Source organism: Pseudomonas sp. Pse79 (genome assembly GCF_024519615.1).
In the GTDB taxonomy this organism is placed as follows: Bacteria; Pseudomonadota; Gammaproteobacteria; order Pseudomonadales; family Pseudomonadaceae; genus Aquipseudomonas; species Aquipseudomonas veronii.
Genome location: NZ_JALJRR010000036.1, coordinates 1 through 25,391 on the forward strand (window position 1 = coordinate 1; position 25,391 = coordinate 25,391).

The following is a 25,391-nucleotide window of genomic DNA, read 5'->3' on the forward strand; positions in this document are numbered from 1 at the left end:
TTTTCGGCGAAGGCCCATTCGGTCTGGAACCAGGGTTCTTCGGCTTGTTTGACCAGGAAGCCGATTTTTACGGGTTCGGCGGCCAGCGACAGCCCACTCAAGCTGATGGCCGAGACCGCCACAGCGGCGCAGCACAAGGAACGGATAGCACGACGACGATTCATACGGTTGACTCCTTATTGTTGTTTTCTTTTTTTTGTAGGAGCGAGCTTGCTCGCGAAAAGCCTGAGAACGCCGCGTGCATTCAGGATGCGCGCGTCATCGTTAACGTTTTTCGCGAGCAAGCTCGCTCCTACAGGGGTAAAGCGGTATAGCGTTTAGCCGGCAAAGCGGTGACACGGTTTGCCGGGCACATCGACCTCCATGGCCAACACCGCACCGTCCAAGGGGTGATCCAAGGGGCTGGCGGCGCTGGTGATGTACAGGGTGGTGAGGTCGGGCCCGCCGAACACGCAACTGGTGGGGCGGCTGACGGGCAGTTCGACGATGCGATCGACTTCACCGTCCGGCGTCAGGCGCAGCAGGCAACTGCCGTTCCAGCGCGCGTTCCAGATGTAGCCCTGACTGTCCATCGCCGACCCGTCCGGCCCGCCGCGCCCATGCGGGCCGAACCAGGGCTGGGCGGGGTCGAGTTGGCCGTTCGCTTGGATCGCATGCCGATACAGCGTGCCGTCGAGGCTGTCGCCGAAATGCACCTGGCGGCCGTCGTCGCTCCACAGCAAGGTGTTGGGAATACCCAGGCCGTGCAGCAACGGCGTGACCCGCGCATCGGCATCCACACGAAACAGCCCGCCGGAACGTCGCGTAACGGGCAGGTCTTCGCCGTGCTCGCCGATGTTGTTCTGCATGGTGCCCAGCCACAGGCGGCCCTGGGCGTCGCAGCGCGCTTCATTGCCACGGTTGCCCGCGTGCGGGTCGGCCACGCAGAACAGGCTCAACGCGGCGCTCGCCAGGTCCAATCGGTAGACGCCGCTGCTCAAGGTCACCAGCGCATCGCCGCGTTCACACGGGATAAACGCGGACACATGCTCCGGCAACTGCCAGGCCTGCAACTGCCCGTCCAGCAGGCGCAGCGCCTGTTTGCCAGCGATGTCGACCCAATACAGGGCCTGGGTGGACACGTCCCAGAACGGGCCCTCCCCCAGTTGCGCACGGTGTGCGCTGACGGCGTGAAACGACATGTTGCCTCCTGGATTGTTATTGTTCTCAGGTGCGCGTTACAGCGAGTCGCGTGACGGAGTGCCATCCACCAGGCGCTGGATACGCAACGGGTTGGCGTTTTTCAACGCGTCGGGCAGCAGGCTGTCCGGGTAGTTCTGGAAACACACCGGGCGCAGAAAGCGGTCGATGGCCAGGCTGCCGACCGAGGTGCCACGCGCATCCGACGTCGCCGGGTACGGCCCGCCATGCACCATCGCATCGCAGACTTCCACGCCGGTCGGGTAACCGTTGAGCAGGATACGCCCGACTTTCTGCTCCAGCAGCGGCGTGAGTTCGGCGAACTGTTGCAGGTCGGCCGGCTCGCCGATGATCGTCGCCGTGAGCTGGCCGTGCAGGCCATGCAAGGCGGCGCTGAGCTGGGCCTGGTCGGCGACTTCGACGAACACCGTGGTGGGGCCGAACACTTCCTCTTGCAGCACTTCATCGCCGTCGATCAGCAGGCTGACATCGGCCTTGAACAACTGCGGCCGCGCCTGTTGCCCGGCTTGAGCCTGACCGGCCAGGTGTTGGATGCCGGGGTGCGCCAGCAGTTTTTGCAGGCCCTTGTCATAGCTGCTCAAGGTGCCGGCATTGAGCATGGTCTGCGCCGGCTGATCGCCGATCAGTTGCGCCACCTGCTGGGTGAACGCGCTGAAGGCCGGCGACGCGAGGCCGATCACCAGACCGGGGTTGGTACAGAACTGGCCGCAGCCTTGCACCACCGAGGCAGTCAGCTCGCGTGCCACGGTTTCGGCCCGCGCCTGCAGGGCCTGGGGCAACACGATGACCGGGTTGATGCTCGACATCTCGGCGAATACCGGGATCGGCTGCGGACGCGCCGCCGCCATGTCGCACAGGGCGCGCCCGCCCTTGAGCGAGCCGGTAAAGCCGACCGCCTGGATCGCCGGGTGCTTGACCAGCGCTTCACCGACGCCGCCCCCAAAGATCATGTTGAACACGCCCGCCGGCATCTCGGTGGTCTCGGCTGCGCGAATGATCGCATCGGCGACGCGCTCGGCCGTGGCCATATGCCCGCTGTGGGCCTTGAACACCACCGGGCAGCCGGCCGCCAGCGCGGCGGCGGTATCCCCGCCCGCCGTGGAAAACGCCAGGGGGAAGTTGCTCGCGCCAAACACCGCAACCGGGCCCAGGCCGATGCGGTACTGGCGCAGGTCCGGGCGTGGCAGCGGCTGGCGATCCGGCAGTGCCTTGTCGATGCGCGCGCCGTAGAAATCGCCGCGACGCAACACCGTGGCGAACAGCCGCATCTGCCCGCTGGTGCGGCCGCGCTCGCCTTTGATACGCGCAGCGGGCAGCGCGGTTTCACGGCAGACCAGTTCGACGAAGGCATCGCCCAGCGCGTCCAGCTCATCGGCGATTGCGTCAAGGAACTGCGCGCGGCGCGATGCACTCAGGGCGCGGTACGCCGGGTAAGCCGCTGCTGCGGCCTTGGCGGCGGCGTCGACTTCCTGCGGGGTCGCCTGGTAGAAATCCTGGGGCAAGGCTTCGCCGGTCGCCGCATCGACGCTCTGCAGCTTGAGGCTGCCGTTGGCGCTGCGCTGGCCGCCGATGTAGTTGTGACCAAGGAACTGAGGCATGTGGCTCTCCTTTAAAGGGTGATGACGTCGCCGGGTTCGAAGGCTGCATCGGCACTGCCGACACGATTGACCAGCGGCGCGCCGAACTCGGCCTGGCTGATCTCGAACACATCGCCCGGTTGGGTACGTATACCGTCGGCGAATGACAGGGTGGCGGTGCCGAAGAAATGAATGTGTACATCGCCGGGTTTGAGGAACTGGCTGTACTTGAAGTGGTGGTACTCAAGGTTTTCCAGACTGTGGCACATATTGGCCTCGCCACTGAGGAACTCGTTCTGCCAGATCGCCTCGCCGTTGCGCAGGATGCGGCTGGTGCCCGCAAGATGCCGGGGCAACTCGCCCACGCGCAACTCCGGGCCGTAGCTGCAACTGCGCAGTTTGGAATGGGCCAGGTACAGGTAGTTCTTGCGTTCCATCACGTGGTCGGAGAACTCGTTGCCCACCGCGAAACCCAGGCGATAGGGCTTGCGGTCGTGGCCGATCACATACAGCCCGCCGATCTCCGGCTCTTCGCCGGCGTCTTCGGCAAAGGGCGGCACCGGGAATGCCGCGCCGGGGCGCACCACGATGCTGCCGTCGCCCTTGTAGAACCACTCCGGCTGCACGCCCGCCTGGCCGGCCGCCGGTTTGCCGCCTTCCACGCCCCACTTGAAGATACGCATGGTGTCGGTCAACGCGCTGTCGTCACCGGCCTGCTGGTGCATCTTGTCCCGCGCCGACGCGCTGCCCAGGTGGGTCAGGCCGGTGCCGCTGATCAGCATATGGGCCGGGTCCGGGTGGTCCAGCGGTGGCAGGATCTTCAGGTCGGCCAGCAGCTCGGCGTAATGATGACTGTCGCCCAGGCCGAGGCTCTGCACCTGCTGCACCAGGCCCACGCCGGCTTCGATCGCGGCCAGCGCCAACTCGCGCACACTGTGGGCGCTGAGCACTTCGCGCACCTGGCTGCCCTCCACCACACCGACCCGGCGCTCGCCGTTGGACACCTCGAACTGAACTAAACGCATAAAACTTCTCCTCGATTAAGTACGTGTGGCGCCACGGGCACTGGCGGCAAATTGCTCGGCAGGCAGCACATGCTTGCGCTCCAGCACGCGGTAGACCACGCCGGTCAAGACCAGCCCGAACACCATCACCAGGGACAAAAAGTACAAGCCCGAAGCCAGGTTGCCGGTGTATTCCTTGAGCGCGCCGATCACGAACGGGCCGATATAGCCGCCGAGGTTGCCCACCGAGTTGATCAACGCAATGCCCGCTGCCGCACTGGCGCCGGCGAAAAACCGCCCCGGCAGGGTCCAGAACACCGCCGTGCAGGAAAACAGTGCGAACGCCGCCAGGCACAGCGCGGCCATTTGCAGCACCGGCACACTCAGCCAGGCACTGCAGAACAGGCCGATGGCACCCAGTACATAGAGCACCGCCAGGTGGCCATAGCGGTCGTTCAAACGGTCGGAACTGCGCGGGATGATCAACAGCCCGACGATGCCGAAGATATACGGCACCGCCGACACAAAGCCGGTAACCAGGTCCGTGCCGCCGAACTGCTTGATCAGGGTCGGCAACCACAGGCCCAGGCCGTAGATGCTCAGGGTCACCGGCAGGTAGAACAGCGCCAGCAGCAACACGCGCTTGTCCTTGAGGGCGTGCAGTGGATTGCCGTGGCGGGTCTGGCCGTAGGCTTGCAGGTCCTTGGCCAGTTCGCCGGTGAGCCAGGTTTTTTCGTCCTCGCTCATCCAGTTGACCTGCTTGGGGCCGTCCGGCAGGTAGCGCAGCACCGGCCAGGTGAGCAGGAGCGCCGGGGTGCCTATGACGATGAACAGCCATTGCCAGCCGTGCAGGCCGAGGACGCCGTCCATGCCCAGCAGGCCGCCGGACACGGGGCCGGTGATCATCATCGCGATCGGCTGGGAGAGGATGAACAGCCCGAGGATCTTGCCGCGATGGCGCACCGGGAACCACTGAGTGATGTAGTACAGAACGCCGGGAAAGAACCCCGCCTCCGCCGCGCCGAGCAGAAAGCGCATCACATAGAAGCTGTGTGGCCCCTGCACGAACGCCATGCCGATGGTGATGGCGCCCCAGGTGAGCATGATGCGCGCGAACCAGCGCCGCGCGCCGAAGCGATCGAGCATCAGGTTGCTGGGGATCTCGAACAGGAAATAGCCAATGAAGAACAGACCCGCGCCCAAACCGTAGGCCGCATCACCGATGCCGACGTCGGCGCCCATGTGCAGCTTGGCGAAGCCCACGGCGGAGCGGTCCACGTAGGCGATCAGGTACAGCAGGATGAGGAAGGGAATCAGTTTCAGCGTGATGCGCCGTATAAGCCGCAGTTCCTGGCTCATGGGGGTCGATCTCCGATTGTTGTTTTTATAGAAGCTCGGGGGACGCCTCTCGCGAAAATCCGCCAGGGCCATACCTCAGTTAAGCCAGACTATATAGTAGGACTATTTGCAAAACAACTCTTCCAAAGCTTCGATTTTGCGCTTATGTTTAAGCACGCATAGAACATATAGTCATACAATAAGAGAAACCATCATGCCTGATAAAAAGCCCGGCCTACGCTCCGCCCAGTGGTTCGGTACCGCCGACAAGAACGGCTTCATGTACCGCAGCTGGATGAAGAACCAGGGCATCGCCGACCATCAGTTCCATGGCAAACCGATCATCGGTATCTGCAACACCTGGTCGGAATTGACGCCGTGCAACGCGCATTTCCGCCAGATCGCCGAGCACGTCAAACGCGGCGTGATCGAGGCCGGCGGCTTCCCCGTGGAATTCCCGGTGTTCTCCAATGGCGAATCGAACCTGCGCCCTACCGCCATGCTCACGCGCAACCTGGCGAGCATGGACGTGGAAGAAGCGATTCGCGGCAACCCCATCGACGGCGTGGTGTTGCTGACCGGCTGCGACAAAACCACCCCGGCGCTGCTGATGGGCGCCGCCAGTTGCGACGTGCCGGCCATCGTGGTCACCGGCGGGCCGATGCTCAACGGCAAGCACAAGGGCCAGGACATCGGCTCGGGCACGGTGGTGTGGCAGCTCAGCGAACAGGTCAAGGCCGGCACCATCAGCCTGGATGACTTCCTCGCGGCCGAGGGCGGCATGTCGCGTTCGGCGGGCACCTGCAACACCATGGGCACCGCGTCGACCATGGCCTGCATGGCCGAGGCACTCGGCACCTCCCTGCCCCACAACGCGGCGATCCCGGCGGTGGATGCACGGCGCTATGTGCTGGCGCATATGTCCGGCATGCGTGCGGTAGAGATGGTGCGCGAAGATTTGAAGCTGTCGAAGATCCTCACCAAGGAAGCCTTTGAAAACGCGATCCGCGTGAACGCGGCCATCGGCGGTTCGACCAATGCGGTGATCCACCTCAAAGCCATCGCCGGACGCATCGGCGTGGAGCTGGACCTGGACGACTGGACGCGCATCGGGCGCGGCATGCCGACCATCGTCGACCTGCAACCGTCCGGGCGTTTCTTGATGGAAGAGTTCTACTACGCCGGTGGCCTGCCGGCGGTGCTGCGCCGGCTCGGTGAAGCCAACCTGATCCCGCACCCGAACGCCTTGACCGTCAACGGCAAGTCGCTGGGCGAGAACACCAAGGACTCGCCGATCTACGGCCAGGACGAAGTGATCCGCACCCTCGACAACCCGATCCGCGCCGACGGCGGCATCTGTGTGCTGCGCGGCAACCTGGCCCCGCTGGGCGCGGTGCTCAAGCCGTCGGCCGCCAGCGCGGAGCTGATGCAGCACCGTGGCAGGGCCGTGGTGTTCGAGGATTTCGACATGTACAAGGCGCGCATCAACGACCCGGAACTGGAGGTGGACGCCCACTCGATCCTGGTCATGAAAAACTGTGGACCCAAGGGTTATCCGGGCATGGCCGAAGTCGGCAACATGGGCCTGCCCGCCAAGCTGCTGGCCCAGGGCGTGACCGACATGGTGCGGATTTCCGATGCGCGCATGAGCGGCACGGCGTATGGCACGGTGGTCTTGCACGTCGCACCGGAAGCCGCTGCCGGCGGGCCGTTGGCTGCGGTGCGCGAAGGCGACTGGATCGAACTCGACTGCGCCAACGGGCGCTTGCACCTGGACATCCCCGACGCCGAACTGGCGGCGCGCATGGCGGACCTGAAACCACCGCAGAAGCTGATCGTCGGCGGCTACCGCCAGCTGTACATCGACCATGTGCTGCAGGCGGACCAGGGCTGCGACTTCGATTTCCTGGTGGGTTGCCGCGGGGCCGAAGTCCCACGTCATTCCCACTAATTGGGATGCTATGATGCCGCCTATTTAGCCAGAGCATCCCTGTCGTTATGGATCACCAGCCGTCCAAGCCGCGCAAGAGCATGCATGCCCAGATCGTCCAGGACTTGGGCATGCACATCGTTTCCGGTCGCTTCAAGCCAGAAGAACGACTGCCCATGGAGGCCACGCTGTGTGAGGAGTACAAGGTCAGCCGCTCGGTATTGCGCGAGGCGACCCGGGTGCTCAGCGCCAAGGGCCTGGTGTATTCCAAGCCACGGGTAGGCGCGGTGGTGCGGCCGCGGGTGAAGTGGCACCTGCTCGACCCGGACGTACTGTCCTGGTTGATGCAGTCCACCCCCCATAGCGAGTTCTTCAACACCCTGGCTGGCGTGCGGCGCATCCTCGAACCGGAAATCGCCGCCATGGCCGCGACCACCGCGACCGCTGAAGACATCGCCACCATCGAAAAAGCCTACCTCGGCATGGAAACCGCGCAGACCCACGACGCGCTGCTACAGGCCGACCTGGACTTCCACCGTGCGATTGCCGACGCCACACGCAACGACCTGCTGGCATATATGTGCAACATGCTGTCGCTGCCGCTGCGCGAGTCGATCAACATCACCAACCGCCGCCCGGATATCCAGGGCCTGAGCCTGCCCCGGCACAAAGCGATCCTCACCGCGATCCAGAACCGCGACGCCCTCGGCGCCCGGCATGCCTCGCTGGTGCAACTGGACGACACGCGGGTGGCGCTGGATACGGTGATGAATGTGCTGACGCCGTTATAAGCCCCACCCTCGTTCGACAACCGTGAGGCTCAACGGCACCCGCAAGGAGGGGGCGCAAGAACACTTTCTGTCAGCCCTGGAGATCAAATGTGGGAGATGTCGAGCTTTAGCGAGGCTTCGATGGCGGCGGGCCTGCCGGCATCGGTGTGACATCTCCCACAGGTCGGGCTGAGCGGCCGCCTCAGCGATAGCGTTCCAACCAATAGGCATACGGCGCAGGCAAGGTCCAGGAGGCGTTCTCTACCCCCAGTTCCTTGGCGGCAAAGTACGCCCAATGCGGATCAGCCAGATGCGCGCGCCCCACCGAGACCAAATCCACCTGCCCGGCCTGCAACGCACCTTCCGCCAATTGCGGCGTGCCAAACCCCCAGGCCGAAGTGACCGGGATACCGGCTTCGCGACGCACGCGCTCAGCGATCGGCCCCAGGAACGCCGGGCCCCACGGGATCTGGGTGTCAGCGATGGTGAAGCCGACGCTGACGCTCAGCAGGTCGAGGCCACCGGCCTTGAAGCGACGGGCCAGTTCGATGGATTCGGTCAGCGTCTGCTCGTCACGGCCGTCGTATTCGATCACGCCGAAACGCGCGGTCAACGGCAGGTTTTCCGGCCAGACTTCGCGCACCGCGGCCAGGGTTTCCAGGAGGAAACGGCTGCGATTGTCGAAGCTGCCGCCGTAGGCGTCGGTGCGCTGGTTGGAATGTTCGGAGAAAAAGCTCTGGCCCAGGTAGCCGTGGGCGAAGTGCAGTTCGATCCATTCAAAACCGGCGTCGCGGGCACGGCGGGCGGCGTCGACGAAGTCCTGGCGCACGCGGGCGACGTCGTCCAGGGTCATGGCGCGCGGCACGTTAGGCAGGTTGGCGCCGAACGCAATGGCCGAAGGCGCAATGGTTTCCCAGCTGCGCGCATCGGAAGCGGGGATATGGTCGTCGCCTTCCCATGGGCGGTTGGCACTGGCCTTGCGACCGGCGTGGGCGATCTGAATGCCTGGCACCGCGCCAGCAGCCTTGATGGCCTTGACCATCGGCACGAACGCCTGGGCGTGGGCATCGCTCCAGATACCCGCACAACCAGGAGTGATACGGCCTTCAGGGGACACCGCGGTGGCTTCGACCACCAGCAAACCGGCGCCGCCACGGGCCATGCTGGCCAGGTGAACGTGGTGCCAGTCGTTGACGATGCCATCGTTGGCCATGTACTGGCACATCGGCGGGATCGCGATGCGATTGCGCAAGGTCACGTCTTTGAGTTTGTAGGGTTCAAACAAGGCAGCCATCAGGCACCTCCAGGAGCGAGTGATTGATTCGATAGTTCGATGGTATTCGAACTATGGTATTCAACACCAGCCCTGTTATCATTTGTTTTATGCGAGCCTTCAAACACCCCGCCCTGCAAGACCTGACACTCGAACGCGTGCTCTACGCCTTGAGCGACCCGGTGCGCCTGGAAATCATCCGCTACCTGGCCGACGTGCCCGAGGCCACCTGCGGCGAACTGGACGGCGGGCGGCCGAAATCCAGCATGTCCCACCACTTCCGCGTGCTGCGCGATGCCGGGCTGGTCCACACCCGCAGCGTCGGCACCGCGCATCTGAATTCGTTGCGCGCGGATGTGCTTGAGGCGCGTTTTCCCGGGTTGCTGGCGAGTGTTCTGGCTCAGCGGTAAACGATAGGATCAGGACAGCGATCCGAGCGTATTACGTCACTGCTCTATTTTGCGGACGGGGGCGTATCGATCAGTTGTGCTCGATAGGTTTTGTAGATCTGTTGAACCTCAGGATCGTCCAGATTTTCATAAGTTATCCCTTCTTTATCCAGGCCATCCAATCCCTTGATGCCACCTATCATGCCCGGCCATTCATCACGGTGGGCAATATCGACGACAAAGGGTTTCAAGTAATTATTCAGATGCCCCTTGAACGGTGCCCTGAGCTCTTCGCTAAGTGCCCGAAGATAATCGTCCTTGTTCGTTTTCGACCACTCAATGGCGAACTTGGCGCGATAACAAAGCTCCATGAAAACAAGCAGAATCGTGCGCCCATTACCATCAAGAAAAGGGTGCGCAAATGCTAGTTGCCCCATCACATCGCCAGGACGCTCTCTGAAGCGCTTCTTGTTCGACGCCAGTTCAAGCGCATAGTCAATGGAGCGCTTGATCGAGCCAGGATGTTCAAAGACAGTGTGCCAAGGATCGTCGTGGGAACCCTTGAATACGGCAAGATGCGGCACCAGATCATTTCGATCTTTACCCGCCCAGTGATAGAAATCAGAAAACAAGATTTCGTGTACTTTGAGGACCGACTTGTAATCAATCGGTTTTTTCTTGGCCAAATAACCCAGTGCATCTTCCATGCTCAACTCAAAGGACAGATGCTCGGACTCCTTGACCTCCATAGGATCTTTAAGCTGTAACGCGTTTTGAAGATATCCAGCGGTATCAAAATCTCCGAAAGGATCAAAACTCATGCGCTGAGTTTCTTCTTGGCGCGGCGCTTCTCCTGAAGATAACTGCCTTGAAGTGCAAGGGTTTCCGACTTGCTCAAAATACCCTTGCGCTTAAGGTTGACCAATAACTGTTCCACACCATCCAATTCGACCGCATCACCAGCCAGTCCGGTGATGGCAACCGCCATTCGGCTGATGCTGTCACGTTCAGCGGTGACATGATGCGCTTTAGCCAGCCTGCGCACTTTGCTGGCAATACTGACATCGGTTGTACTCGTCATTTGGAATCCCTCTGTTAGCTTTTCGAGCATAGCATGGTGGTGGTCCTTGCTCTCTACCCAGCTCGACGGGCGCAATCATTGATTTGATCCGGTGTACCGCCCTCCTTCACCGAACCTTTCACGGCAAACCAACGTCCGAGCTTAGGCACTGTTGCTTACCGCTCGCCGCGAGGTCTCCGTTTGAAAGCCGCCATCGTCAAAAAATACCGCCTGATCATCAAAACCATGGGTTATGTCGGTTGGGCCCTGTTCTGGCTGTTGCTGTGGGACGTCGCCGTCACCGTGGACTTCATGCTGTTTCTCACCACCAAGATCAACCTGCCGCTGATGCCCCTGACCTTGCTCGGCTCAGCGCTGGTGGTGCTGATCAGTTTTCGTAACAGCAGCGCCTACAACCGCTGGTGGGAAGCGCGCACCTTATGGGGCGCGATGGTCAACAATTCGCGCAGTTTCGCGCGGCAGGTGCTGACGCTATTGGATGACCTCGGCAACGACGTGAACCCGGTAAAGGCCACCCTGTTGCGCCGCCATGTGGCCTATGTGAACTGCCTGGCCGCCCATCTCAAGGGCCGGCCGTGCCCGGACGAGGTGCGGGCATTTATCCCGGCCGAGGAATTTGCGCGCAACGGCGCCACCAACAATTTCGCCAATGACATCCTCACCGGCTCGGCGGCGCTGTTGGCCAGGGAATACAAGGCCGGGCACCTGGACAGCATCCGCCTGGCGCGGCTGGAGTCGACGCTGGTGGATTTGTCCAACGCCCAGGGCGGCATGGAACGCATCGCCAATACCCCGCTGCCCTACCCTTACGTGTACTTCCCGCGCCTGTTCATTTCGTTGTTCTGCCTGATCGTGCCGGTGGGCCTGGTCGAATCCCTGGGCTGGTTCACCCCGCTGGCCTCCACGGTGGTGGGCTTCATGCTGCTGGCCATCGAGCGCATCGGCACCGACCTGCAAAGCCCGTTTCATTCCAGCGAACATCAGATCCAGATGGAAACCATCTGCGAAACCATCGAGAACAACCTGCAGTCGATGCAGCGCGATGCGCTGGGCGGCAACCGTATCGGCTGAACGCCTCCACGGCCTCAAGTGCGTGCCCCGACGGTCGATATAAGGGGTACGCATGGGCGCACCCCTCATAACAATACATGCGACGCTACTGTTTTCCCCTTGCCAAAACTATAAATACCCGCGGGAGAAGTCATGAATATCAAGCAAAAGCTGACCTGGGCGTTTGCGGCCATCGCGTGCGTGCCGGTTATCCTGGTGGCGGTGCTGGTGGTGCTGAACCTGCGCGAGGCGGCTGTGGCCAATTTCCTCGACAGCAGCGGCCGCGAGATCCGTCAGATCGATAACGGCATGAAGCAGTTCTTCGACGGCATCAGCCAGAACGTCGAGTACGTGGCCAAAGACCCTCGCGTTGTCGCGGCCAAGGAGCTGAAGAACTACGCCGGTGCCGACGCCGCACAAATCCCGCTGACGCCAACGAATAAAGAGCTACTGGCGATATTCGAGCAGTTCGCCAAAAGCCATCCAAGCACCGCCTACCTGTCCCTGGGCCTGAGCGACGGCGGTTATGCGAGCTGGCCTGACGACACCAAACTGAACAACTACGACCCGCGTGTACGCCCCTGGTACAAAGCCGCCGTGGCCGCTCCGGGCACCACCGTGCGGACCGGGGCCTATTACTGGGCGCCGGACGATGTGGTGCTGATCGGCACGGTCCACACCGTGGTCGACGCCAGCGGCACCCTGCTCGGCGTGGTCGGCCTGGACGTCTCGCTCAAGCAGCTCACCGAACTGGTGCGCAACATCAAGCTGGGCGACAGCGGCTACCTGATGCTGGTGGAAGCCAACGGCAACGTGCTGGTGGACCCCAGCGACGCCAAGCACAACTTCAAGCCGATGGCCGAACTTGGCGCCAACTACGCCGAACTGGCCAAGCGCGGCGACGGCGTGACCCGAGTCGATATCGATGGCGTGGCCTACATGGCCAACGTGGTCAGCTCCAAAGACCTGGGCTGGCGCTTTATCGGCTTGATCAAGCGCGACGAAGTCATGGCCGACGCCACCCGCCTGACCTGGCTGATCGCAGCCATCGCAGCGGTACTCGCCGTGGTCTTCGCGATTGTCGGCGCGAGCTTCGCCAGCATGATCGTGCGCCCGATTCGCGGGGTCGCCGACGGCCTGCAAGAAATCGCCGAAGGTGAAGGCGACCTCACCCGCCAACTCAAGGTGCAAGGCAAGGACGAAACCGCCAGCCTGGCCGGCTGGTTCAACCAGTTCCTAGGCATGATCGCCCAGTTGGTACAGCGCATCGGCAGCGCATCCTCCGACCTGCAAAGCGCCGCCGCCGACACCCGCGAAGTGGCCAACAACCTGAACCAGGCCGCCGGTCGCCAACGTGAAGCCGTGGAGCTGGTGAGTACCGCATTCAACGAAATGGTGGCCACCGCCAACGAAGTCGCCCGCTCCTGCAGCGCCGCCGCGTCCAGCGCCGACGCAGGCTACCGCGATGTACACGACGGCCAGCAGCATATCGGCGAAGCCACCGGCAGCGTGCTCAAACTGAGCGAAGACCTGCAAAAGTCGACCCAGACCATGCAGCAGTTGGAGCAGGACAGCAAAAACATCAACACCATCCTCGACACGATCCGCTCGATTGCCGAGCAGACCAACCTGCTGGCGCTCAACGCGGCGATTGAAGCCGCGCGCGCCGGTGACCAGGGCCGTGGCTTCGCGGTGGTCGCCGACGAAGTGCGCGCCCTGCCCCGCCGCACCGCCGACTCCACCGGCGAGATCGACAGCCTGCTCGGCAACCTCGCGCGCCGCACCCAGGAAGTCACCCTGCAGATGCAAGGCAGCCTGCAGGTGTCGCAAACCAGTGTGGAACGCATCCAGCAGGCCCGCGACAGCTTCGACAAGATCCAAGGCTCGGTGGACTCGATCCGCGACCAGAACACCCAGATCGCCACCGCCGCCGAGGAACAGCACCAGGTCGCCGAACAGATCAACCAGCACATCGCGCAAATCCACGCCGATGCCCAACTGGTGGAAGACTTTGCCCACTCGGCGCAGACCGGCTCTGGCCGTTTGACGGATATCTCCGGGCAGCTCAAAGGCCTGGTAGGCCGCTTCAAGTTCTAACCCCCGCCAATGCAAGGCGGTGAGCCACTCACCGCCTCTGCTGTTTACCCCACGCCAGCCTCTACCTTGAGCCCGACCGCGCAACCGGTCGCCTTGAGGTGCATTCACACGCCAATACCTCCCGCCGACCTCGGCGTCACTGTCCGCATCCGCGGATAAGGCTGGCGTGCAACCGCCGATCATTCGAACGTGCTGACGTCTATTGCGATTCTCGTATTATGGTATACCATCATACGCAGACCTCTCACATCAGACGGAGCAGCCCATGAGTTTCGAAATCCGCAAGATCGTCAGCTACGTAGAAGAAACCTTTATCGAAGGCGGTAAAGCCGCGGACACTCCCGTGACCATGGTCGGCCTGGCCGTGGTGCTGAAAAACCCTTGGCTGGGTCGCGGTTTCGTCGAAGACCTCAAGCCTGAGATCCGTGCCAATTGCTCCGACCTCGGCGCGCTGATGGTCGAGCGCCTGGTGGGCATCATCGGCGGCGCGGAAAAAATCGAGGCCTACGGCAAGGCGGCAGTGGTCGGTGCCGACGGCGAGATCGAACATGCCAGCGCGATCATCCACACCCTGCGCTTCGGCAACCACTACCGTGAGGCGGTCAAGGCCAAGAGCTACCTGAGTTTTACCAACAAGCGCGGCGGCCCGGGCACGTCGATCCAGATCCCGATGATGCACAAGGACGACGAAGGCCTGCGTTCGCACTACATCACCCTGGAGATGCAGATCGAAGATGCGCCGCGTGCCGACGAAATCGTCGTGGTCCTGGGTTGCGCCGATGGCGGCCGCCTGCATCCACGCATCGGCAACCGTTATATCGACCTGGAAGAGCTGGCGGCTGAAAAAGCCCAGTAAGCAAGACCGGCCACCCCAACAAAAAGCATGCAGGAGCGCTCCATGATTCGGCTCACCGCTGAACGCACCCCGGCTGGCACCAGTTATCTGGCGACCGGCCAAGGCCAGCCTGTGGTTTTGATCCACGGCGTGGGCCTGAATAAAGAAATGTGGGGCGGGCAAGTCGTTGGCCTGGCCACGAACTACCGCGTGATCACCTATGACATGCTCGGCCATGGCGCCAGCCCGCGCCCGGCCGCCGACACCCCGCTGCTCGGCTATGCCGACCAGTTGCTGGAACTGCTCGACCACCTGCAACTGCCCCAGGCCACGGTGATCGGGTTTTCCATGGGCGGCCTGGTCGCGCGGGCGTTTGCCTTGCATTACCCCGAGCGCCTGAAGGGCCTGGTGGTGCTCAACAGTGTGTTCAACCGCAGCCCTGAACAGCGTGCCGGAGTCATCGCACGTACCGCCCAGGCCGCCGAACACGGCCCCGACGCGAATGCCGAAGCCGCACTGTCGCGCTGGTTCAGCCGTGAATACCAGGCGGCCAACCCGGCGCAGATCGCCGCGCTGCGTGAAACCCTGGCGGGCAACGACCCCCAGGGTTACCTGACCACCTATGAACTGTTTGCGACCCAGGACATGTACCGTGCCGACGACCTCCCGGGGTTGCGCGCACCGACCCTGGTCGCCACCGGCGAACTCGACCCTGGCTCGACCCCGGAAATGGCCCGGCAACTGGCGGATCGCATTCCCGGCGCCAGCGTTGCGGTGCTGGCCGAGCAACGGCATATGATGCCGGTAGAATCGCCGCGCCTGGTCAACCAGTTGCTGCTGGGGTTCCTCGACACGGTGTACGCCCAAAACAATCCAATCAAGGGGATCGTTGCATGACACTCGCACGCTTCCAGATGTGCATCGGCGGTGAATGGGTCGATGCCCTCTCCGGCAAGACCTTCGACAGCCTCAACCCGGCCCTGGCCGAACCCTGGGCGCAATTGCCCGACGCCGACGAAGCCGACGTGGAGCGCGCCGTGCAGGCCGCGCAAAGCGCCTTCGACAGCCCGGCCTGGCGCGGCCTCACCGCCACCGCGCGGGGCAAACTGCTGCGCCGCCTGGGTGACCTGATCGCCGCGAACAAGGAACACCTGGCCCAGCTGGAAAGCCGCGACAACGGCAAGCTGATCCGCGAAACCCGTGGCCAGGTCAGCTACCTGCCGGAGTTTTTCCACTATACCGCCGGCCTGGCCGACAAGCTCGAAGGCGGCACCCTGCCGTTGGACAAGCCCGACCTGTTCGCCTACACCGTGCATGAAGCCATGGGCGTAGTCGCTGCGATCATTCCGTGGAACAGCCCGCTGTACCTGACCGCGATCAAACTCGCGCCGGCCCTGGCGGCGGGCAATACCATCGTGATCAAGCCGTCGGAACATGCCTCGGCGACCGTCCTGGAACTGGCGCGCCTGGCCCTCGAAGCCGGCATTCCAGCGGGCGTGGTCAACGTGGTCACAGGCTTTGGCCCCAGCACCGGCGCCGCCCTCACCCGCCACCCGCTGGTGCGCAAGATCGCCTTTACCGGCGGCGCGGCCACGGCAAGGCATGTGGTGCGCAGCAGCGCGGAGAACTTCGCCAAACTCTCCCTGGAACTGGGCGGCAAGTCGCCGAATATCATTTTTGCCGACGCCGACCTCGACAGCGCCATCAATGGTGCAATCGCCGGCATCTACGCGGCGTCCGGGCAGAGTTGCGTCTCCGGTTCGCGCCTGCTGGTGCAGGACGCTATCTACGACGAATTCGTCGAGCGCCTGGTAGCGCGCGCCCAACGCATCCGCATCGGCAACCCGCAAGACGACGCCAGCGAAATGGGCCCCATGGCCACCGCGCAGCAACTGGCCGTGGTCGAAGGCCTGGTGGCGGACGCCATCGCCGAAGGGGCACGCCTGCGCACCGGCGGCAAGCGCCCGCAGAACCTTAGCGAAGGCTGGTTCTATGAGCCGACGCTGTTCGAGTGCGACCGCAACTCGATGAAGATCATGCAAGAGGAAGTATTCGGGCCGGTGGCCTCGGTCATCCGTTTCAAGGACGAAGCCGAAGCACTGGCCATCGCCAACGACTCGCAGTTCGGCCTCGCTGCCGGTATCTGGACCCGCGACCTCGGGCGCGCCCACCGCCTGGCGCGCGATGTGCGCTCGGGGATCATCTGGGTCAACACCTACCGCGCGGTGTCGGCCATGGCGCCCATCGGCGGCTTCAAGAACAGCGGCTACGGACGCGAAAGCGGCATCGATTCGGTGCTGGCCTACACCGAGCTGAAGACGGTGTGGATCAACCTCTCCCAGGCGCCCATGCCTGATCCTTTTGTGATGCGTTAAGAGTCCACAACCATGATCGAACCCGGCATTTACAAAGACGTCATGAGCTCGTTCCCGTCCGGGGTCACGGTGGTCACCACCCTCGACCCGGACGGCGGCATCGTCGGCATCACCGCCAGCGCGTTCAGCGCGCTGTCGATCGACCCGGCCCTGGTGCTGTTCTGCCCCAACTATGCGTCGGACACCTACCCGATCCTGCGTGACAGCAAGCGCTTTGCGATTCACTTGCTGTCCGCCGACCAGACCGCCGAAGCCTATGCCTTCGCCAGCAAAGGCAAGGAAAAAGCCAAGGGCATCGAGTGGCACCTGAGCGAATTGGGCAACCCGCTGCTGGCCAAGGCCACGGCGATCATCGAGTGCGAGCTGTGGCGCGAATACGACGGCGGCGATCACGCGATCATCGTCGGCGCCGTGAAGAACCTGATCCTGCCCGAGCAACCGGTCACGCCGATGATCTATCACAAAGGCAAGCTGGGCCCGCTGCCCACCCTGGCTTGAGGAGCTGTGTGCAATGAGCAACGAAAAGTATGAGCAGGGCCTGAAGATCCGCACCCAGGTGCTGGGCGAAGCCTATGTGCAGCGCTCGATCGAGAACGCCGACGACTTCACCCGCCCCTTGCAAGAGATGGTCACCGAATACTGCTGGGGCCATGTGTGGGGCCGGGAGGGTTTGTCGCTTAAAGAACGCAGCATGATAAACTTGGCAATGATTTCGGCCCTCAATCGGCCTCACGAGCTCAAGCTGCATGTGCGCGGCGCCTTGCGTAACGGCCTGAGTCGTGAACAAATACGCGAAATTCTGCTTCAGGTCGGCATCTATTGCGGGGTTCCCGCCGCCGTGGACAGCTTCCGGCTGGCCCGGGAAGCCTTCGCCGAAGCCGATGCCGAGGCATCCCGTTAACCGCCCCATTCAGAGCAGCCCCCATGAAACGCCTGCCCCTCGACGACAGCTTCAAGGTCAATCACAACCCGGTCACCCTGCGCGAAATCGTGCTGGAGAAACTGCGCAGCGCCATCATGAACTTCCAGCTGCTGCCGGGTGATCGCCTGGTGGAACGCGACCTGTGCGACCGCCTCGGCGTCAGCCGTACCTCGGTACGCGAAGCCTTGCGTCACCTGGAGTCCGAAGGCCTGGTGGAATTCGCCGATGCCAAGGGGCCCCAGGTGGCGATCATCACCCTGGCCGATGCCGTCGACATCTATGAACTGCGCTGCGTGCTCGAAGGTTTGATCGTGCAGCTGTTCACCCTGCGCGCCAAGGCCAAGGACATCAAGGCCCTGGAAAAAGCCCTGGAGGAAAACCGCAAGGCCCTCAAGGACGGCGAACTGCAACAGGTCATCGATTCGGTACAGGGGTTCTACGACGTGTTGCTCGAAGGCTCCGGCAACCACGTGGCCGCCACCCAGTTGCGTCAGTTGCAGGCGCGTATCAGCTACCTGCGCGCCACGTCGGTGTCCCAGGAAAACCGTCGCGGCACCAGCAATCAGGAAATGGAACGCATGGTCCAGGCGATCAAGAGCGGCGATCCACTCGCCGCCCACCAGGCCTGCGTCGACCACGTGCGCGCGGCGGCGGCCGTGGCCCTGGATTACCTCAAGCGCAAACAGGAAGAGACCGGCAAGATCCCCGAGATCACCCTGCCCATCGCCCTCAAAGAACCGCGTATAGGTCACTGACCGTGTTCAGGCCAAGCTTTTGCCCCAAATGCGGCGGCAGTGACCTCGGTCACCAGCTGCCACCGGGCGATACGCATGAGCGCCTGATGTGCCGCGGTTGCGGCTATATCCACTACATCAATCCCAAGATCATCGCCGGCTGCATCATTGAGCAGGACGGCAAGTACCTGCTGTGCCAACGGGCGATCCCACCGCGCCCCGGCACCTGGACCCTGCCGGCCGGTTTCATGGAGGGCGGCGAGACCACCGAGCAGGCCGCGTTGCGCGAAGTCTGGGAAGAAAGCGGCGTGCGCGCCGAGATCGTCTCGCCCTACTCGATCTTCAGCGTGCCGAAGATCAGCGAGGTGTACATCATCTTCCGCGCCATCGCGCTGGAGATCACCGGCCAGTTCGGGCCGGAGACCCTCGACTATCAATTCTTCGCGCCCGAGGACATTCCCTGGGACAGCATCTACTACCCGGCGATCCGGCAGATCCTCGAACGCTACATCGAGGAACGCCAGGCCGGGGTGTATGGCATCTACATCGGGAATGACGACAGCGGCAAGATCCACTTCATCCGCTGATCTTCAAGCTGAACTCGGTTCAAATGTGGGAGGGGGCTTGCTCCCGATGGCAGTGGCATATTCAACATCGTCGTTGGCTGACACACCGTTATCGGGGGCAAGCCCCCTCCCACAGTTTGAAGCGCGTGAATCAGCCCTGCTCATCGTCGAAACCAGGGCGCTGCAACGCATCCTATTCCACACCACCGAACCCAATGTGGGAGGGGGCTTGCCCCCGATAGCGGTGTGTCAGCCACTGAATGAGGTGACTGAACCACTGCCATCGGGAGCAAGCCCCCTCCCACATTTGGAACAATACTTGGACTGATATACCTAAGGCGCCAGCCCTTCCACGATGATGATCTGCGCCTGCCCTACCCCCTCGCGGTGGGCCTTCGCCGCCTGATACTCTGCAGATTCGTAACACGCCACCGCCTGCTCATAGCTATCGAACTCAATCACCACATTACGCTGCCGTGCCGGCCCGCCCTCCATCGCTTCGCTGCGCCCGCCCCTGGCCAGAAACCGCCCGCCAAACTGCGCAAACGCCGCCGGCGCGCGTTGGGTGTACTGCGTGTACTGCTCTGCATCGGACACATCTACATGGGCAATCCAGTAGGCCTTCATCGCGACATCCTCTTGCTTGGTTTTTGTGGTATACCATAATACATACGACCAACAAATCGAGCACCCAACATGTCCTTCAACAGCATCGCAGACATCATCGAAGACTACCGCCAAGGCAAGATGGTGCTCCTGGTAGACGACGAAGACCGGGAAAACGAAGGCGACCTGCTGCTGCCTGCGGCGTGCTGCAGTGCCGAGGCTATCAGTTTCATGGCCCGTGAAGCCCGTGGTCTGATCTGCCTGACCCTCACCGACGAACACTGCCAGCGCCTGGGCCTTGAGCAGATGGTACCGAGCAATGGCAGCGCGTTCAGCACCGCGTTTACCGTGTCCATCGAAGCGGCCAGCGGTGTGACCACCGGTATCTCTGCCGCCGACCGCGCACGCACGGTGGCGGCGGCCGTGGACATGAATGCCGGGCCGGCCGATATCGTGCAGCCCGGGCACATCTTTCCGTTGCGCGCCAAAGACGGCGGCGTGCTGACCCGCGCCGGCCACACCGAAGCCGGCTGTGACCTGGCACGCCTGGCCGGGCATACGCCAGCCTCGGTGATCGTCGAAGTGATGAACGACGATGGCACCATGGCCCGCCGACCTGAACTGGAGATCTTCGCGCGCAAGCACGGGATCAAGATCGGCACTATCGCCGACCTGATTCACTACCGCCTCAGCACCGAACGCACCGTGGCGCGCATTGGCGAACGCGACCTGCCCACGGTGCATGGCACGTTCCGCCTGATCACCTTTGAAGACCGCATCGAGGGTGGCGTACACATGGCCATGGTGATGGGCCCGTTGCGCCGCGATGAACCTACGCTGGTGCGCGTGCATGTGATCGACCCGCTGCGCGACCTGGTCGGCGCCGACTACAGCGGTCCGTCCAACTGGACGCTGTGGGCCGCCCTGCAACGCGTCGCGGCCGAAGGTCGTGGCGTGGTGGTGGTGCTGGCCAATCATGAATCGTCCCAGGCGTTGCTGGAGCGCGTACCGCAACTGACCCAGGCGCCGCGCCAGTTCAACCGTTCGCAATCGCGGATTTATTCGGAAGTCGGCACCGGGGCGCAGATATTGCAGGACCTGGGCGTCGGCAAGCTGCGTCACCTCGGCCCGCCCCTGAAATACGCCGGGCTGACTGGCTACGACCTGGAGGTAGTCGAGAGCATTCCCTTCACCGAGTGACGGATAACCGGTAAGGCAAAATGCTTGCACAAAGTTTGGAATACCATAATATGATATTCCATAGACCGAACGCTTTCGCCAAGTGCGCCCGCCAGGGACAGCACCAATAATAGCCCTTGGCACGGTCGCCTTTTGGGCCTCGATTAGAGGCTCCGATGGACCTACTGCTCCCGATAGGCGGGCATTACCAAGCCCGCTCAAAAACACAACAAATGAGGGCGTGAAAATGGTGTTGAACAAACGTGCAACCGCAGTGCTGTTCGCGGGTTTATTGGCTACGGTCACTCATGCGGCCCTGGCGGCCGAAAGCGTGAATTTCGTGAGCTGGGGCGGTAGCACCCAGGATGCGCAGAAGCAGGCGTGGGCCGACCCTTTCAGCAAGGCCAGCGGCATCACCGTGGTGCAAGACGGCCCGACCGACTACGGCAAGCTCAAGGCCATGGTCGAAAGCGGCAACGTGCAGTGGGACGTGGTAGACGTCGAGGCCGACTTCGCCTTGCGCGCCGCCGCCGAAGGCCTGCTCGAACCCCTGGATTTCTCGGTGATCCAGCGCGACAAGATCGACCCGCGCTTCGTCTCCGACCATGGCGTCGGTTCGTTCTTCTTCTCCTTCGTGCTCGGCTACAACGAAAGCAAACTCGGCGCCGCCAAGCCCCAGGATTGGACCGCGCTGTTCGACACCAAGACCTACCCCGGCAAACGCGCCCTCTACAAATGGCCCAGCCCTGGCGTGCTCGAACTGGCCCTGCTCGCCGACGGCGTGCCCGCCGACAAGCTCTACCCCCTGGACCTGGATCGCGCCTTCAAGAAACTCGACACCATCAAAAAAGACATCGTCTGGTGGGGCGGCGGCGCGCAATCGCAGCAACTGCTGGCCTCCGGCGAAGTCAGCATGGGCCAGTTCTGGAACGGTCGCATCCACGCCCTGCAGGAAGATGGCGCACCGGTGGGCGTGAGCTGGAAGCAGAACCTGGTCATGGCCGACATCCTCGTCGTGCCTAAGGGCACCAAAAACAAAGCCGCCGCGATGAAGTTCCTGGCCAGTGCCAGCAGCGCCAAGGGCCAGGCCGATTTCTCCAACCTGACCGCTTATGCACCGGTGAATATCGACAGCGTGCAGCGCCTGGATTCAGTCCTGGCGCCCAACCTGCCGACGGCGTATGCCAAGGACCAGATCACCCTCGATTTCGCCTACTGGGCCAAGAACGGTCCGGCCATTGCGACACGGTGGAATGAATGGCTAGTCAAATGAAAATGACGGCAACCACACCGACCGGGAGCGCCCTCGGCGCTGCCGGCGCGGTTTGCAGCAAAGCCGTATCGCCGCCCCTGGCCCAGCGCTGGCGCGGGGCGGGCAACCTGATCCCGGCCCTGCTGTTCCTCGGCCTGTTCTTCCTCGCACCGCTGATCGGGCTGTTGCTGCGCGGCGTGCTGGAGCCCGTGCCGGGCCTGGGCAACTATGAACAGCTGTTCGCCAACTCGGCCTACGCCCGCGTGCTGCTCAACACCTTTTCGGTGGCGGGCCTGGTGACCCTGTTCAGCCTGTTGCTGGGCTTCCCGCTGGCCTGGGCGATTACCCTGGTGCCACGCGGCTGGGGCCGCTGGATGCTGAATATCGTGCTGCTGTCGATGTGGACCAGCCTGCTGGCCCGCACCTATTCCTGGCTGGTGCTGCTGCAAGCCTCGGGGGTGATCAACAAGGCGCTGCTGGCCATGGGCATCATCGATGTGCCCCTGGAGATGGTGCACAACCTGACGGGCGTGGTGATCGGCATGAGCTACATCATGATCCCGTTCATCGTGCTGCCGTTGCAGGCGACCATGCAGGCCATCGACCCGATGATCCTGCAGGCCGGCTCCATCTGTGGCGCGAGCCCGTGGACCAACTTCTTCCGGGTGTTCCTGCCGCTGTGCCGGCCGGGGTTGTTTTCCGGCGGGTTGATGGTGTTCGTGATGTCCCTCGGTTACTACGTCACCCCGGCGCTGCTCGGCGGTGCGCAGAACATGATGCTGCCCGAGTTCATCATCCAGCAGGTGCAGTCGTTCCTCAATTGGGGCCTGGCCAGTGCCGGTGCCGCGTTGCTGATCTTCATCACGCTGGTGCTGTTCTACTTCTACCTGAAGCTTCAGCCGGAATCCCCGGTTGGCGCCAGCCATGCGAGGTAAGCCGTCATGCTGCTGACTCCGAATGCCATGAGCCGCAGGATGCGTCTGGGCCTCTACGCCACCACCGGTTTGATTGGGCTGTTCCTGCTGCTGCCGATCGTGTTTATCGTGCTGCTGTCGTTCGGCTCGTCGCAATGGCTGGTGTTCCCGCCACCGGGCTGGACGCTGAAATGGTACGGCCAGTTCTTCTCCAACGCCGACTGGATGAACGCGGCGCTGGCCAGCCTCAAGGTCGCCGTGCTGACCACCGTGTTCGCCGTGGCGCTGGGCCTGCCCAGCGCATTTGCCCTGGTGCGCGGGCGTTTCCCCGGCCGCGAACTGCTCTATGGCCTGTTCACCCTGCCGATGATCGTGCCACTGGTGATCATCGCCGTGGCGGTGTACGCGCTGTTCCTCAAGCTCGGCTACACCGGCACGATGTTCGCCTTTGTGATCAGCCACGTGATTGTCGCGTTGCCGTTCACCATCATCTCGATCATCAACTCGCTGAAACTGTTCGATCAGTCGATTGAAGACGCCGCGGTGATCTGCGGTGCGTCGCGCCTGCAGGCGGTGTTCAAGGTGACCTTCCCGGCGATTCGCCCGGGGATGGTGGCCGGTGCGCTGTTCGCCTTTCTCGTGTCATGGGACGAAGTGGTGCTCAGCGTGATGATGGCCAGCCCGACCCTGCAAACCCTTCCCGTAAAAATGTGGACCACCCTGCGTCAGGACCTGACACCCGTGATCGCCGTCGCCTCGACGCTGCTGATCGGCCTCTCGGTGCTGGTCATGGTCATCGCCGCCGCCGTTCGCCGGCGCACAGAAACCCGCGCTTGAGCGCCCAGGAGCAGAACATGAGTGCAGTGATCCAAGATACCGCGCAGAACCCTGGCCAACCTCTGGTCAGCCTGCGCAACCTGAACAAGTTCTATGGCGAATTTTCCGCCGTGGACAACATCTCGCTGGACATCAAGGACGGCGAGTTCCTCACCTTCCTCGGCTCCAGCGGCTCGGGCAAAAGCACCACCCTGTCGATGCTCGCCGGCTTTGAAACGCCGAGCAGCGGCGAGATCCTGGTGAGCGGCCAATCGCTGGTCAACGTACCGCCGCACAAGCGCGACATCGGCATGGTGTTCCAACGCTACTCGCTGTTCCCGCACCTGTCGGTACGCGACAACATCGCCTTCCCCCTGGCGATCCGCAAACTGGCCAGTGCCGAGCGCGAGAAGCGCGTCGACGCCATGCTCAAGCTGGTGCAACTGGAACAGTTCGCCCATCGCCACCCGTCGCAACTGTCTGGCGGCCAGCAACAGCGCGTCGCCATCGCCCGGGCGCTGGTATACGAGCCGCGCATCCTGCTGATGGACGAACCGCTCGGCGCCCTCGACAAGAAGCTGCGTGAAGACTTGCAGGACGAGCTGCGCCAGTTGCATCGGCGCCTGGGCATCACCATCGTCTACGTGACCCACGACCAGGAAGAAGCCATGCGCCTGTCCCAGCGCATCGCGATTTTCAGCCACGGCAAGATCGTCGGCCTGGGCAGCGGTTTCGACCTGTACCAGAACCCGCCGAATGCGTTTGTCGCCTCATTCCTGGGCAACTCCAACTTCCTCAAGCTCAAGGCCCAGGGCAACGCGGCGGCGTCGTTCGAAGGCCAATCCCTGTCGATCCGCCTGACCGGCGGCCTGCGCAGCGAGCAGGACGTGCTGCTGATGGTGCGCCCGGAAAAAGCCCTCGCGCTGAGCGTCGAACAGGCCGCCGGGCAACCATTGGCCGCAGGCTGGAACGAAGTGTCGGCCATCGTCGGCGAAGTGCTGTTCCTCGGTGAAAGCCAGACCTGCAGCGTGAAAACCCTGGGCGGCACCTCGATGACGGTCAAGGCATTGTCCGCCGCCGGCATGCCGCTCAAGGCCGGCGACCCGGTGCGCGTGCGCTGGGCCACGGCGGATGCCTGTGTGTACACCGAATGGGCCGAAAGCGATCTGAACAAGGCCGCCGGCGCCCATTAAGCCAAACAAAAAGCTGAACCATCCCCTGTAGGAGCTGGCTTGCCAGCGAAAAACCCACAGCCGCCGCGGGCATCCAGGCTTCCCGCGTCATCGTTAACGACCATCGCCGGCAAGCCGGCTCCTACAGGGTTATGCCCCCAGGGTAGGAGCTGGCTTGCCAGCGAAAAACCCACAACCACCGCGGGCATCCAGGCTTCCCCCGTCATCGTTGACGACCCTCGCCGGCAAGCTGGCTCCTACAGGGTTATGACCCCACTGTAGGAGCTGGCTTGCCAGCGAAAAACCCACAG

General features: G+C 63.0%; 25 protein-coding genes and 2 pseudogenes. 18 read left to right on the plus strand and 9 right to left on the minus strand.

The window, feature by feature from the left end; translation table 11 throughout:
* From NR164_RS28065 to NR164_RS28085, 5 genes and pseudogenes are all read right to left on the minus strand, one after another.
* Nucleotides 1-164, minus strand: a pseudogene (locus NR164_RS28065) (arabinose ABC transporter substrate-binding protein); the annotation flags it as partial.
* Between the two features lie 153 nt (nucleotides 165-317).
* On the minus strand, nucleotides 318-1,181 hold the full coding sequence (locus NR164_RS28070) for an SMP-30/gluconolactonase/LRE family protein (RefSeq protein WP_256823542.1): 864 nt from the start codon (nucleotides 1,179-1,181) through the stop codon (nucleotides 318-320).
* 36 nt (nucleotides 1,182-1,217) lie between these two features.
* Nucleotides 1,218-2,798 carry an aldehyde dehydrogenase (NADP(+)) gene (locus NR164_RS28075; protein ID WP_046383884.1) on the minus strand — a complete coding sequence of 527 codons (1,581 nt, stop codon included), beginning with the start codon at nucleotides 2,796-2,798 and terminating at the stop codon, nucleotides 1,218-1,220.
* Nucleotides 2,799-2,809: 11 nt separating this feature from the next.
* Nucleotides 2,810-3,802 (minus strand): AraD1 family protein, encoded by a 993-nt coding sequence (araD1, locus tag NR164_RS28080; protein ID WP_079443547.1) that lies wholly within the window; start codon nucleotides 3,800-3,802, stop codon nucleotides 2,810-2,812.
* Between the two features lie 15 nt (nucleotides 3,803-3,817).
* Nucleotides 3,818-5,140 carry an MFS transporter gene (locus tag NR164_RS28085; protein ID WP_017847889.1) on the minus strand — a complete coding sequence of 441 codons (1,323 nt, stop codon included), beginning with the start codon at nucleotides 5,138-5,140 and terminating at the stop codon, nucleotides 3,818-3,820.
* A 193-nt stretch (nucleotides 5,141-5,333) separates the two neighbouring features.
* On the opposite strand from NR164_RS28085, the gene NR164_RS28090 reads away from it, so the two are divergent.
* On the plus strand, nucleotides 5,334-7,070 hold the full coding sequence (locus tag NR164_RS28090) for an IlvD/Edd family dehydratase (RefSeq protein WP_017847890.1): 1,737 nt from the start codon (nucleotides 5,334-5,336) through the stop codon (nucleotides 7,068-7,070).
* Between the two features lie 47 nt (nucleotides 7,071-7,117).
* Nucleotides 7,118-7,840 carry a FadR/GntR family transcriptional regulator gene (locus tag NR164_RS28095; RefSeq protein WP_017847891.1) on the plus strand — a complete coding sequence of 241 codons (723 nt, stop codon included), beginning with the start codon at nucleotides 7,118-7,120 and terminating at the stop codon, nucleotides 7,838-7,840.
* Between the two features lie 181 nt (nucleotides 7,841-8,021).
* Here the strand turns inward: NR164_RS28095 and NR164_RS28100 are convergent, their stop codons facing one another.
* Nucleotides 8,022-9,113: an NADH:flavin oxidoreductase/NADH oxidase gene (locus NR164_RS28100; RefSeq protein WP_256823543.1), complete on the minus strand. Its 1,092-nt coding sequence runs from the start codon at nucleotides 9,111-9,113 to the stop codon at nucleotides 8,022-8,024.
* Nucleotides 9,114-9,202: 89 nt separating this feature from the next.
* Between NR164_RS28100 and NR164_RS28105 the strand changes: the two genes are divergently transcribed.
* Nucleotides 9,203-9,502 carry a helix-turn-helix transcriptional regulator gene (locus NR164_RS28105; RefSeq protein ID WP_046385318.1) on the plus strand — a complete coding sequence of 100 codons (300 nt, stop codon included), beginning with the start codon at nucleotides 9,203-9,205 and terminating at the stop codon, nucleotides 9,500-9,502.
* Nucleotides 9,503-9,546: 44 nt separating this feature from the next.
* On the opposite strand, the gene NR164_RS28110 is transcribed toward NR164_RS28105, so the two are convergent.
* On the minus strand, nucleotides 9,547-10,302 hold the full coding sequence (locus NR164_RS28110) for a Fic family protein (RefSeq protein WP_017847894.1): 756 nt from the start codon (nucleotides 10,300-10,302) through the stop codon (nucleotides 9,547-9,549).
* A complete protein-coding gene (locus NR164_RS28115) occupies nucleotides 10,299-10,562 on the minus strand; it encodes a hypothetical protein (RefSeq protein WP_017847895.1) in 264 nt (87 codons plus the stop codon). The genes NR164_RS28110 and NR164_RS28115 overlap by 4 nt, the downstream gene beginning before the upstream one ends.
* Nucleotides 10,563-10,742: 180 nt before the next feature.
* Between NR164_RS28115 and NR164_RS28120 the strand changes: the two genes are divergently transcribed.
* The 10 genes and pseudogenes from NR164_RS28120 (at nucleotide 10,743) to NR164_RS28160 (ending at nucleotide 19,162) form a co-directional block, all read left to right on the plus strand.
* Entirely contained in the window at nucleotides 10,743-11,633 is an 891-nt protein-coding gene (locus NR164_RS28120; protein ID WP_017847896.1) for a bestrophin family protein, read from the plus strand.
* Between the two features lie 132 nt (nucleotides 11,634-11,765).
* Nucleotides 11,766-12,848 (plus strand): annotated as a pseudogene (locus tag NR164_RS30655) (cache domain-containing protein); the annotation flags it as partial.
* A gap of 6 nt (nucleotides 12,849-12,854) precedes the next feature.
* A complete protein-coding gene (locus NR164_RS30660) occupies nucleotides 12,855-13,709 on the plus strand; it encodes a methyl-accepting chemotaxis protein (RefSeq protein ID WP_372873470.1) in 855 nt (284 codons plus the stop codon).
* Nucleotides 13,710-13,974: 265 nt separating this feature from the next.
* Entirely contained in the window at nucleotides 13,975-14,565 is a 591-nt protein-coding gene (locus NR164_RS28130; RefSeq protein ID WP_046383889.1) for an amino acid synthesis family protein, read from the plus strand.
* Nucleotides 14,566-14,607: 42 nt separating this feature from the next.
* On the plus strand, nucleotides 14,608-15,441 hold the full coding sequence (locus tag NR164_RS28135; protein ID WP_198865906.1) for an alpha/beta fold hydrolase: 834 nt from the start codon (nucleotides 14,608-14,610) through the stop codon (nucleotides 15,439-15,441).
* Complete coding sequence (locus NR164_RS28140) at nucleotides 15,438-16,919, plus strand: aldehyde dehydrogenase (protein ID WP_256823545.1); 1,482 nt, start codon at nucleotides 15,438-15,440, stop codon at nucleotides 16,917-16,919. The genes NR164_RS28135 and NR164_RS28140 overlap by 4 nt, the downstream gene beginning before the upstream one ends.
* A gap of 12 nt (nucleotides 16,920-16,931) precedes the next feature.
* Nucleotides 16,932-17,417 carry a flavin reductase family protein gene (locus NR164_RS28145; RefSeq protein ID WP_010567340.1) on the plus strand — a complete coding sequence of 162 codons (486 nt, stop codon included), beginning with the start codon at nucleotides 16,932-16,934 and terminating at the stop codon, nucleotides 17,415-17,417.
* 13 nt (nucleotides 17,418-17,430) lie between these two features.
* Entirely contained in the window at nucleotides 17,431-17,820 is a 390-nt protein-coding gene (locus NR164_RS28150; protein ID WP_046383892.1) for a carboxymuconolactone decarboxylase family protein, read from the plus strand.
* 23 nt (nucleotides 17,821-17,843) lie between these two features.
* The gene (locus tag NR164_RS28155; RefSeq protein WP_010567342.1) at nucleotides 17,844-18,596 is read left to right on the plus strand and encodes a GntR family transcriptional regulator; all 753 of its coding nucleotides are present in this window, start codon (nucleotides 17,844-17,846) and stop codon (nucleotides 18,594-18,596) included.
* Between the two features lie 2 nt (nucleotides 18,597-18,598).
* Nucleotides 18,599-19,162: an NUDIX hydrolase gene (locus NR164_RS28160; protein WP_046383893.1), complete on the plus strand. Its 564-nt coding sequence runs from the start codon at nucleotides 18,599-18,601 to the stop codon at nucleotides 19,160-19,162.
* Nucleotides 19,163-19,474: 312 nt separating this feature from the next.
* Here the strand turns inward: NR164_RS28160 and NR164_RS28165 are convergent, their stop codons facing one another.
* Entirely contained in the window at nucleotides 19,475-19,768 is a 294-nt protein-coding gene (locus NR164_RS28165) for a DUF1330 domain-containing protein (protein ID WP_046383894.1), read from the minus strand.
* A gap of 69 nt (nucleotides 19,769-19,837) precedes the next feature.
* Here NR164_RS28165 and ribBA point away from each other — a divergent pair, with 69 nt between their 5' ends.
* The 5 genes from ribBA to NR164_RS28190 all read left to right on the plus strand — a co-directional run bounded on the left by ribBA (nucleotide 19,838) and on the right by NR164_RS28190 (nucleotide 25,101).
* Nucleotides 19,838-20,947 carry a bifunctional 3,4-dihydroxy-2-butanone-4-phosphate synthase/GTP cyclohydrolase II gene (gene ribBA / locus NR164_RS28170; protein WP_256823546.1) on the plus strand — a complete coding sequence of 370 codons (1,110 nt, stop codon included), beginning with the start codon at nucleotides 19,838-19,840 and terminating at the stop codon, nucleotides 20,945-20,947.
* A gap of 226 nt (nucleotides 20,948-21,173) precedes the next feature.
* Complete coding sequence (locus NR164_RS28175) at nucleotides 21,174-22,199, plus strand: ABC transporter substrate-binding protein (protein ID WP_046383896.1); 1,026 nt, start codon at nucleotides 21,174-21,176, stop codon at nucleotides 22,197-22,199.
* A complete protein-coding gene (locus NR164_RS28180) occupies nucleotides 22,196-23,113 on the plus strand; it encodes an ABC transporter permease (RefSeq protein ID WP_046383897.1) in 918 nt (305 codons plus the stop codon). Before NR164_RS28175 ends, NR164_RS28180 begins: the two co-directional genes overlap by 4 nt.
* Before the next feature lie 6 nt (nucleotides 23,114-23,119).
* Nucleotides 23,120-23,929, plus strand: coding sequence for an ABC transporter permease (locus tag NR164_RS28185; RefSeq protein WP_256823547.1), 810 nt, complete (start codon nucleotides 23,120-23,122; stop codon nucleotides 23,927-23,929).
* Nucleotides 23,930-23,946: 17 nt separating this feature from the next.
* Nucleotides 23,947-25,101, plus strand: coding sequence for an ABC transporter ATP-binding protein (locus NR164_RS28190; protein ID WP_256823548.1), 1,155 nt, complete (start codon nucleotides 23,947-23,949; stop codon nucleotides 25,099-25,101).
* Nucleotides 25,102-25,391 lie beyond the last annotated feature (290 nt).